The sequence below is a fragment of the Streptomyces sp. SID3343 genome (assembly GCF_009865215.1).
Lineage (GTDB): Bacteria > Actinomycetota > Actinomycetes > Streptomycetales > Streptomycetaceae > Embleya.
In genome coordinates this window covers 1-9640 of sequence record NZ_WWJX01001304.1, presented here as the reverse complement: position 1 = coordinate 9640, position 9640 = coordinate 1, and the positions used below count along the sequence as shown (strand labels likewise).

General features: G+C 71.3%; 9 protein-coding genes. 5 read left to right on the top strand and 4 right to left on the bottom strand.

The genetic code is table 11. The features are described from left to right. From GT354_RS41355 to GT354_RS41340, 4 genes are all read left to right on the top strand, one after another. The coding region (locus GT354_RS41355) for an FAD-dependent monooxygenase (protein ID WP_202512867.1) at positions 1-585 on the top strand (585 nt) is incomplete at its 5' end. 47 nt (positions 586-632) lie between these two features. After that, the gene (locus GT354_RS41350; protein ID WP_161361811.1) at positions 633-1040 is read left to right on the top strand and encodes a PPOX class F420-dependent oxidoreductase; all 408 of its coding nucleotides are present in this window, start codon (positions 633-635) and stop codon (positions 1038-1040) included. A gap of 64 nt (positions 1041-1104) precedes the next feature. Continuing rightward, a complete protein-coding gene (locus GT354_RS41345) occupies positions 1105-1368 on the top strand; it encodes a hypothetical protein (RefSeq protein WP_161361809.1) in 264 nt (87 codons plus the stop codon). 11 nt (positions 1369-1379) lie between these two features. Continuing rightward, the gene (locus GT354_RS41340) at positions 1380-1889 is read left to right on the top strand and encodes a topology modulation protein (RefSeq protein ID WP_161361807.1); all 510 of its coding nucleotides are present in this window, start codon (positions 1380-1382) and stop codon (positions 1887-1889) included. A gap of 49 nt (positions 1890-1938) precedes the next feature. Here the strand turns inward: GT354_RS41340 and GT354_RS41335 are convergent, their stop codons facing one another. The 3 genes from GT354_RS41335 to GT354_RS41325 all read right to left on the bottom strand — a co-directional run bounded on the left by GT354_RS41335 (position 1939) and on the right by GT354_RS41325 (position 5700). Beyond that, positions 1939-2598 (bottom strand): Lrp/AsnC family transcriptional regulator, encoded by a 660-nt coding sequence (locus GT354_RS41335; RefSeq protein WP_202512866.1) that lies wholly within the window; start codon positions 2596-2598, stop codon positions 1939-1941. A 65-nt stretch (positions 2599-2663) separates the two neighbouring features. Continuing rightward, positions 2664-4061 carry an FAD-dependent oxidoreductase gene (locus GT354_RS41330; RefSeq protein ID WP_161361805.1) on the bottom strand — a complete coding sequence of 466 codons (1398 nt, stop codon included), beginning with the start codon at positions 4059-4061 and terminating at the stop codon, positions 2664-2666. Positions 4062-4251: 190 nt separating this feature from the next. Next, a complete protein-coding gene (locus GT354_RS41325; protein ID WP_161361803.1) occupies positions 4252-5700 on the bottom strand; it encodes an aldehyde dehydrogenase family protein in 1449 nt (482 codons plus the stop codon). Between the two features lie 406 nt (positions 5701-6106). Here GT354_RS41325 and GT354_RS41320 point away from each other — a divergent pair, with 406 nt between their 5' ends. Beyond that, positions 6107-7603: an APC family permease gene (locus tag GT354_RS41320; RefSeq protein ID WP_346012416.1), complete on the top strand. Its 1497-nt coding sequence runs from the start codon at positions 6107-6109 to the stop codon at positions 7601-7603. A 150-nt stretch (positions 7604-7753) separates the two neighbouring features. On the opposite strand, the gene GT354_RS41315 is transcribed toward GT354_RS41320, so the two are convergent. Beyond that, entirely contained in the window at positions 7754-9091 is a 1338-nt protein-coding gene (locus tag GT354_RS41315; protein WP_161361800.1) for a HEAT repeat domain-containing protein, read from the bottom strand. Positions 9092-9640 lie beyond the last annotated feature (549 nt).

Below are 9640 nucleotides of genomic sequence, written 5' to 3'. Positions count from 1 at the left end.
TTGGCCGGGCACACCGCCGGCTCCCTGACCGGTCGCCGGATCGCCGTGTTGGGCGCGGGCACCGCCGGCCTGCTGATCGCCCGCCTGGCCGCCCTCGCCGGCGCGTCCGTCACGCTCGTCAACCGCAGCCGCGACCGCGCCGGCTTCGCCCGTTCACTGGGCCTGGACGTCCACCCGCTGGGCGCCCTCGCGCCGGCGAGCTTCGACGCCTCGGTCGTCGCGACCGACTTCGTCCACCCCGAGGTGCTCACCGAGGCGCTGCGGCTGCTTCTGCCCGACGGGGTGGCCCTGCTCTTCGGCGGCACCGCACCGGGCGACGAACTCGACGGTCTCGCGTGCGACCTGGACACGGTCCGCCGCGGTGAGGGGCGGCTGCGCACCACGTGGTCCGGCAAACCGGTGTGGATCGCCGGCAGCTACGGCACCACCCCCGACGACTTCACCGCCGCCGTCCTGGCTCTGCCGCTGCTGCCGCTGGAGCACCTGATCACCCGTGAGATCACCCTCGGGGAACTGCCGTCCGTACTGCGCGAACAACTCGTGGGCCGCCCGTTGGGCAAGACGCTGGTCCGACCGACGGCCTGATGCCGCGGCCGCCGGCGGTTTCCGGTCGCGGCGCTACGCTCGGGGCCATGTCGATTTCTCTCCGCGACTCCGCGCGCACGTTGCTCGACGCCGCCCATCCCGCCGTTCTGGCCACGATCAACGCGGACGGCAGCCCGCAGTCCTCGGTCGTATGGGTCGGGCTCGACGGCGACGACCTGCTGATCTCGTCGCAGGCCGGCCGGCTCAAGGAGCGCAACCTGCGGCGCGATCCGCGAGCGAGCCTGACCGTGTACGACCCGGCGGACTCGGACCACTACGTCGAGGTGCGCGGGACGTGCACGGTCACCGAGGACGAGGGCCGCCGACTCGCGGTGGCCCTGGCCGAGAAGTACGAGGGTCCGGGCGCCGGCGACGAATACCTCGCACTGCCCCCGGAGTCGGTCCGCGTGATCATCCGGATCACCCCGACCCGCGTAGTGGGCAGCGCGGCCTGATCCTCGGTCCGGCCGCGGCCGCTTCCTGATCCGGGTCACCGGCACCGACGGCCACAACACGCTCGTGTCCTGGGCCGAGATCGACCCCGAGTTCGGCGCCGACCCGGTGCTGTCGGCCACCACCGTCGACGGCGCCGCGACGACGGCGACCGGAGCCCGGCTCGTCGTCCCCCAGGACCGCTGCGGCCGCGGCCGCTACGTCGATTCCGTCACCCGAATCCGGATCGGCCCGCACCCGGACTCCCGAACGGAGCCCCACCCCGGACGCACCCCGCCGTCCAGTGCGCACATCGGGATATCGAGCTCACGCCCGCTCAGCGGTGAGTAGGCTCACTCGTCATGCGCAAGGTCCTCGTCGTCGGCGTCAGCGGTGCCGGCAAGACCGTACTCGCCCACGAGCTCGGCGAGCGGTTGGGCCTTCCGGTCACCCACCTCGACGGGCTCTACTACCGGGACGACTGGTCCGTCCTGCCCGCGGAGGAATTCGCCGAAGCCCAACGTGAGATCGTGGCCCGGCCGAGTTGGATCATCGACGGCAATCACGCCGCGACTTTGGACATCCGGCTCGCGGCGGCGGACACCGTGGTGTTCCTGGACATCAATGCGCCCGCCGCGCTGCTCGGGATACTGGCCCGCCGGCGGCGCTACCGCGGCGGGCAGCACCCCGAGGACGGGGTGTACGACCGACTCGGTCCCAGCGTGGTCCGCTACGTCCTGGCCTATCGGCACACCATGCGCCCGCGGGTGCGCCGGCTGATCGACGAACACGCCGCGCCGGACGCCGCGTTGCACACGTTCACCACGCGTGGCGCGGCCGACCGGTGGGTGGCGTCGCTGCCGACGTCGTGAGCGCGACCGTCCGAAGTCGACGACCGAGCGCGCCGGTTCGAGCCGGGGCTCAGCGGTTGTCGCGTTGGTCGAGGCCCGAACCCGGTGGTATTTCGGGTGAGTCGAGCAGCGAGGACTCGACCCCGCCCACACCCCACCCGTACGCGAGCTTGTGTACTTCCAGGACGAAGAAGGAGTCGGTGGACACGACGCCGTCGATCAGCAACAGCCGCCGGTTGAGCAGGTCGGTGAAGTGGTCGGTGTCGCGACAGATCACCTCGACCATGACGTCGTATTGTCCGGCGACCATCACCACGTAGGAGGTTTCCGGGAGTTCGCGCAGTTCCCGGCACACGTCGCGGGCGCTGCCCGGGCGCACCCGCATGCCGATCATGGCGAGGCGATCGAAGCCGATCGTCAGCGGATTGGCGATGCCGACGATCTGGAGCGTCCCGCTCTCCTCCAGCCGCTGCACGCGATAACGCACGGAGGACGCCGGGATGCCCAGGTCCTCGGCGATCTGCTTGTACGGACGGCGACCGTCCGCCTGGAGGATCGCGATGATGCGCCGGTCGATGTCGTCCAGCGGGCCGGTGGTCGTGGACATGCGGTGGCTCCGGGTGTGCTGCGGCGCCGGGGTGGGCGCGTCGTCGGTGGGTGCGGCGTCGAGAGGTACGGCGTCGGTGGGTGCGACGTCGATGGATGCGGCGTCGAGGGGTGCGGCGTCCATCCTCTCGCCTTCGTCCGCCGATCCGTTCGCTCCCCCGGTCGCGCCGCTCACGCCGCTCACGCCGCTCACGAGTCGAACCCGAGGCCGAGCCGGTCGAGCGTGCGCAGCCACACGTTGCGCCCGCCGCTTGCGTCCTCGCGGGCCATCGACCAGCGGGTGGCCTGGATGCCGACCCAGCGCGCGGGTTCGGGCGGGAACGGTACGGGCTTGCGCCGGATCATCGCGAGGTTGGTGCGCTCGGTCGAGGCGCCCGCCAGCAGGTCGAGCACGACCTCGGCGCCGAACCTGGTCGCGCCGACCCCGAGTCCGGTGAAGCCGAGCGCGTAGCCGACCCGTCCGGCGGCGGCCGTACCGGCGAACATGCAAAACCGCGTGGTCGAGTCGATCACGCCGCCCCACGCGTGCGAGAACGCGACGTCGCCGAGCGTGGGGAAGGTGTCGGCGAACTGCTCGGCGAGCACGTCGAAGGTCTCCGGCCGCTGCGTCAACGCGTCGTCGACGCGGCTGCCGTAGTGGTAGATGGCGTCGTAACCGCCCCACAGGATGCGGTTGTCGGCCGTCTTGCGGACGTAGTGGAACTGGTTGCCGGCGTCCGTGACGCCGTGCTCGCCGGTCCAGCCGATCGACGCGAGTTGATCGTCGGTCAGTGGCTCGGTGGTGAGCGCGTAGTCGTACACCGGGACCATGCTCAGGCCCAACCGGCGCAGCAGCGGCGGGAATACGTTGGTGGCCAGGGCGACCCGGCGCGCGCCGACGATCCCGTACGGCGTGGTGAGCCGAACCAGGTCGGCCGGCTTGGTGTCGATCGCGGTGACCTCGGTGCGTTCGACGATTCGCACACCCGCCTCCAGGCACGCGCGGCGCAGCCCCCACACCAGGCGGGCGGGGTCCAGCAGCGCGTAGTCGGGCACCCAGACGCCGGCGGTCCACAGCGGCGAGTCGATGTAGCCGCGCAGGGCGTCGTGTTCGAGGTACTCGACCTTCTCGCCGTGCCGATTGGCGACCGGTACGGAAGCGCGCAGCGCGTCGGCCTGCCACGGGGTCGCGGCGACCGAGACCTTGCCGGTGCGGGCGAAGTCGCAGTCGATGCCGTGGTTTTCGAGGTCGCGTTCGAAGGCGTCGAGGTTCTCGGCGCCCAGTCGTTGCAGCGTGTCGATCTCGTCCGGCCAGCGCTGGAGCCCGTTGGCGAGGCCGTGGGTGAGGCTGGGTGAGCAGAAACCGCCGTTGCGCCCACTGGCGGCGTGGCCGCACGTGCCCTGCTCGATGACGAGCACGTCGCGCGCGGGGTCGCGCTGCTTGGCGATCAACGCGGTCCACAGTCCGGTGTATCCGCCGCCGACCACGGCGAGGTCGGTCCGGGTGTCACCGATCTGGCGCGGCAACGGCTCGGGGTGTTCGGGCCGATCCAGCCAGAACGGTTCCTGTGCCGTCGTGCTCAGGGCGGTGCGGTGGCTCGCGGTCATGCCTTTTTTCATCCCTACCGGGTGGTGGCCGAAATCCGTGCATCGGGCCGGCCTGCGGCCCGCTTTGGCCTCGAACGCCGGCCGGGCTGTGAAGACCGGACGGGCTGTGAAGAACAGCCCGTCCGGCGTTCGAGGACACCGGCCCAAGGCCGACCTGACGAGCCCGGCCGGCGCTTGAGGCCGAACCCCGTCAGAGGTTGATGACGCCCGTCCGCAGGTCGGACATGTCGAGCAGGGTGTGCTTGCCGCCGATCCGGCCCCAACCCGTGCCGCGGTTGCCGGCTCCGCCGAACGGCATGTTGACGTCCCAGAAGCATGTGCTGTCGTTGACGACGACCTGGCCGACGGCCATCTCCTCGACGAAGCGGTAGGCCGACTTCATGCTGCGCGTGAACACCGCGCCCTGGAGGCCTAGTTTGTCGTCGTTGGCGAGCCGCAGCGCGTCGTCCTCGTCGAGGGCGGTGATGATCGGCACGACCGGACCGAACGACTCCTCGCGCGAGAGCAGGCTGTCCACGGGCACGGCGTCGACGACGGTGAACTCGTAGTACAGGTCGGTCGGCATGCCCTCGCGGCGCTTGCCGCCGAGCAGCACCTTGGCGCCGCGCTCGTGCGCGTCGGCGATGTGCCGGTCCATCTTCGCGGCGACGCCCTCGTTGTTGAGCGAGCCCAGGTTGGTGGCGGCGTCGAACGGGTCGCCGAGCACGACGTCCTCGGCGGCGCGCAGCACGGCCGCGACGAACTCGTCGTGTACGGCGTCGACCACGATCACCCGCTCGGTGGCGCAGCAGACCTGACCGCCGCACAGGTACGCGCCGTATACGGCGGCCTTGGCGGCGGCGTCCAGGTCGGCGTCGGCGAGCACGACGAGCGGGCCGTTGCCCGAGCACTCCATGATCGAGCGCTTGAGGCCTGCGGTGGCCTGGATCTTGGCGCCGGTCGCGGACGAGCCGATGAAGCCGATCGCGTCGACGCCGTCGTGGCGCACGAGCGCGTCACCGGTGGCGCCCTCGCCGGGGAGAATGTTGATCAGGCCTTCGGGGACGCCGGCGGCGACGAACGCCTCCATCGCCTTGAGCACGGTCAGCGGCGTGTTGGCGGGTGGCTTGACCACGTGCGCGTTGCCGGTGGCCAGACCCGGCGCGACGAACTCGGCGAGCATCAGCAGCGGGAAGTTCCAGGGGGTGATGATGCCCCAGGTGCCGACCGGCGCGTAGAAGGTCCACATGCGCTTGGTGCCGTCCGTGGACGGCATCGTCTCGCCGTGCAGGCGAACCGCGTCCTCGGCGTGCAGATGGAAGAGCTGCGCGGCTTCCTCGATGTCGGCCACCGACTCGGCGAGTGGCTTGCCCTGTTCCAGGGTCTGGAGGCGGGCGAGCTCGTCGACGCGCTTGGTCAGTTCGTCGCCGATGCGGTGACACACCTCGGCGCGCTGCCACACGTTCACCTTGGTCCACGCGCGCTGCGCCGTGTTGGCGGCGGCTACGGCCCGGTCCACGTCGGCGGCGGTGGGGACCGGGATCGTGGCGACGTGTTCACCGGTGGCCGGGCTGACGACGTCGTAGCCCTCGGCACCGGTGCCGTCGACGTACGCGCCGTTGATGAAGAACTGGTGGCGAGCGGGGCCGGTGCTGCTCATGCGGGGATTCCTATCTATCCGCGTGTGACTGTCCAGGTGCGACATCCGCGTGTGACTGTCCGCGTGTGACATCCGCGTGTGACTGTCCGCGTGTGACTTGCCTTCAGACTTCATCAGCAACTTTGGCCTGTCAATAGATCTCGATGAGCAACTTGAGCAGGTCTCATTTGTCGAATGAACAAAGAACAGCTCTTGACGTGATCGAAAAGACAGACCTATAACAGGGCCATCAGCGGCGCATCCGATGTCCGCGCCCACCCCTCCCCCACGCGGCCCTCCCCCGGGGTCCCCCGCCGGCCGCTCCCACCCCGCGAAGGGGACACGCATGTCCGCATCCACTCCGAAGGCCGCATCCGGCCCCGGCGCTCCCGTCGGCCCCGGTTCTTCCGTCGGCCCCGGTTCTTCCGTGTCGAACGCGTCCGGCTCCGTCTCGAACCCGCCCGATGCCGCCTCGCACCCGGCCGACGCTGCCTCGAACCCGCCCGCGCTGGCGAAGAAGATGCGCTGGTACGACGGCTTCGCGATGTCCCTGACGATGCCCGCCGCCCTGATCGCGTCGCTCGGCGCCTCGATCGGCGGCCTCGGCGCGTGGGGGGCCATCGCGCTGTGGGCCGGCTCGATGCTGCTGGCCACGGTCGCGAACTGGATCTACACCGAACTCGCCGCGATGTTCCCCGAATCCTCGGGCGGCATCGCGCACTACGCGACCGAGGGCTGGAAGAAGCGCGCCCCGTTCGTCGGCCCGCTGGCCAGCATCGGCTACTGGTTCCCGTGGACGACGGCGCTGTCGGTGTACGCCGGCATCATCGGCTCGCTCGTCCAGGCGCAGTGGTTCCCGGGGCAGGACTGGTCCCTCGACCTGGGTATCGCCACGCTCGACTTCCCGATCGTGGTGGGCATCGCGGTGATCGTGTTGCTGTTCGGCGCGGCCATGTTCGGGCTGCACGCCGCGATGTGGGTGGTCTACGTCACCGGTGGCATGCTCCTGGTCCCGCTCGCCGTGTTCATCGTGATGCCGTTCCTCAGCGGTGACTGGCACGCGAGCAACCTGCACTGGAACCTGCACGGCGGCGCCGGGATCAGGGAATCCCTGGTCTGGTTGTACGTCATGGCATGGACGTCGTTCGGCGTCGAGGTGTGCGCGACGTTCGCCCCCGAGTACAAGGACACCGTCAAGGACACGTCGCGGGCCCTGCGGGCGGGCGTGCTGTTCTCGCTCGGCATCTTCATCCTGCTGCCGCTGGCCCTGGCGGGCTATGTCGGCGAGGGCCCGATCGCGCTCGACCCGACCACGTTCTACGTCAGCGCGTTCAACGACCTCGTGGGCGGCGCGGCCGACCTGATGGTGGTCTTCCTGATCGCGTCGCTGTTGCTGATCATGATCACCGGCCTGGCGGACGGTTCCCGGGTGCTCTACAACATGGGCAAGGAGGGCACCACGGTCAAGCAGGTCGGCGTGCTCAACCGTCGCGGCGTGCCGGCCCGGGCACTGGTGATCGCGCTGGTCGTCAACGTCGTGGTGTTGGTCTGGCTCAAGACCCCGCTCGCGATCATCGTCACCGGCAACCTCGGCTACATCCTGACCCACGTGCTGGCCATCTCCGGTTTCGCGATGCTGCGCAAGGACCGCCCGGACATGGCCCGTCCGATCAGGCTGCCGAACTTCTTCATTCCGCTGGCGTGGCTGCTGGCCGCGTTCCTCACCGTGGTGTTGGTGGTCGGCGCGACCGGTTTCTCGATCACCGGCTACGGCGGCTACCAGGAACTGGGCATCGCGTGCGGTGTGTTGGTCCTCTCGGTGCTGCTGTGGATGTACCGCAAGCACGTCCAAGACCCGCGCGACGCGGCTTCGGCTTCGGCTTCGGCTTCGGCTACAGAGTCGGCCTCGGCTCGCCGGGGCTGACCGCCGGGCGCACCCGCGAAGGGGACGGGACCACCGCACGGGATGCGGTGGTCCCGTCCCCTTCGGGCGGGCTGCGCTTCCGTGAGTGCGCGTGGTTCAGCGGGTGTGCGCGGTTCAGCGGGTGTGCGCGGTTCAGCGGGTGTGCGCGGTTCAGCGGGTGGGTGACGTGATGCGGTCGAGCAGTTCCGTATAGCGCGACTTGCGGTCGGGGCGCGCGTGCGCGGCGGCGTGGCGCAGGGGCGGTACGGCGGGCGCACCGATCCGGGCCAGGCCGTCTGCGGCGGCGGCGCGGAGGGTTGGGTCGCCGTGGCCGAGGAGCCTGACGAGGGCCGGTACGGCGGGTGTCCACGCGGCGTGGGACAGGGTACGCACCGCCGAGCGGACGATCTCGGCGCGCGGGTCGTCGAGCAACGACTCGGTGTGGGCGAGGTATTCGGGGCGCTCGAACAGGCGGCGCGAGACGCGGTGCGCGTGGGTGCGGACGCGCGGTGCGGGGTGGGTGAGCAGGTCGACGACGAGCGTGTGCACGGCGTGGTCGTGGCCGTGGTCGTCGGCGAGGCGGGAGAGCGCGCGGCGGATCTGTTCGGGGCCGGCGGTGCGGGCGGTGGCGATCAGGGCATCGCGGCTTGGGCCGTCTGTGGTGGCGAACTCTGCTCGAATACGCAGGAGTTCGAGTGCCCGTGTGTCGTGGGCCGCAGCGTCCGGACCGCGTAGGGGGCCGTCGGCGAACACAAGGCGCTCGGCGAGGTCGGCGCGGCCGTCGGCGTGCAAGCGGCTCACGGTCGCGGTGAGTTCGGGGGTACGCAGGAGCTTGGGTCCGGTGATCAGGTCGAGGAAGGTCCAGGCGCGCCCGGCGAGGCGGTCGCGGATCGCGTCGGCCAGGGCGTCGGCCGGGACCATCCGCAGCGCCGATTCGGCGGCAGCCCTGGTGGTGGGCCCGCCGTCCGCCCACCACGCGACGAGTTGCGGCGCGAGCGCGTTGCGGGCTGCCCCCGGCAGGAACGCGGCCAGTCGCGCGGCGCGTTCGCGGGCCGCGTCGTGGTCGACGCTCGGATGGGCGTGCAGGTCGTGGGCCACAGCCGACAGGGCACGCAAGTCCGCGTGTTCGGGCAGCACGACGTCGCCGCGCAGGTACGCGTCGAGCACGACGCGCCGCACGTCCGGCTCGGGCCAGGCCAGGAGCGTGCGGGCGGCGGCGGTACGGCGGGCGGGCTCGGCGGCTTCGGCGAGGAGCGTGAGCAGGCGCTCGCGTTGCGGGGTCGAGCGTGGCTGGTCGAGGTCGTCGGGGCGTGGGACGCGTACCTGGGGGGCCGGTCGCGCGGCGCGTTCGGCATGGGTCCAGGCCGGGGCGTCGATCGGCTGAAGGGCGGCGAGCCAGTCGAGGAGCGGCGCGCGGTTGTCGGGATGGGCGGCGGGAAAGGCGTCGACAAGCGCGGCAATGCGGCGGCGGGAGTCGATGGGGCCAACCCGGTCGACGCGTCCGGCCATGGGCCGGCGAGAGTCGAACAGGTCGGCGGACTCCACAGAGGCGCCGGTGACGACAGGCTCGACGAGCGCACGGCTGCGGCAGCGGGAGTCGGCACCATCGGCAGAGACAACGCGACCAACGGAGACGGCGGGGTCGACATGGCCGATGCCCTCGGCGGGGACGGCTGAGCCGGAGGCGTCGGCGGGGGCGCCGGCGGCGGCGCCGGGGTCGACGAGCGCAGGGATGCCGCGGCGGGAGTCGAGGGCGTCGGCGGGGCCAGTGGGGCCAGTGCCGTCAGCGGGGACGGCGAGGCCGATGCCCCCGACGGCAACGACTGAGCCGTGGGCGTCTGCGGGAGCGCCGGGGTCGACGCACGCAGGGAAGCCACGGCGGGAGTCGAAGACATCGGCGGGGACAGCGGAGGCAACGCGGTCCGCGGGGACAGCGGGGCCAGTGCCGTCAGCCGGGACGGCTGGGCCGATGCCCTCGACGGGAGCGACTGAGCCGAGGGCGTCTGCGGGAGCGCCGGGGTCGACGCACGCAGGGAAGCCACGGCGGGAGTCGAAGAC